The sequence below is a fragment of the Anatilimnocola floriformis genome, from assembly GCF_024256385.1.
Lineage (GTDB): Bacteria > Planctomycetota > Planctomycetia > Pirellulales > Pirellulaceae > Anatilimnocola > Anatilimnocola floriformis.
In genome coordinates this window covers 1-451 of record NZ_JAMLFW010000011.1, presented here as the reverse complement: position 1 = coordinate 451, position 451 = coordinate 1, and the positions used below count along the sequence as shown (strand labels likewise).

General features: G+C 61.9%; 1 protein-coding gene. It reads left to right on the top strand.

The genetic code is table 11. The annotated features are described in order from the left end of the window. Nucleotides 1-19 precede the first annotated feature (19 nt). The coding region (locus tag M9Q49_RS35270; RefSeq protein ID WP_254514059.1) for a hypothetical protein at nt 20-451 on the top strand (432 nt) is incomplete at its 3' end.

Here is a 451-nt window from a genome sequence, read left to right as displayed (position 1 = left end):
GCTCAGCGGTGGTGCTGCGGTGTTTGATACTGCTGGTGCGGTGAATGTGGGACTTGGCGGCACCGTGCAGCTGCTCGCGAATGAGACGGTGTCGAGTTATGCGGGTGCGGGTGACAATGTTGGCACGAATGATTCGACGTTGGCGCTTGGCGCGTTCACGCTGACGACGACGGCTGGCGCGGCGATTGCCAATGTGACGACGAGTGGTGGTTCGATTGTCGCCGGCACGAGCATCACGGATGCGGATGATGATAATAATGTGACGGGCACGAGCATCGTGCTGCAAGCCGCGACCGGTGTGGGAACGAGCGCGGATCCGATTGAGACGACGCTGGCGAATGTCGAAGCCGCCGGCGGCAGCGGTGGGGTGTTTTTGGCGAACACTGGCAACTTGATCATCGGTGGCGTGAGCGCGCTGGTGGGTGTGAGCGCGACGGCCAGCGATGTGAAT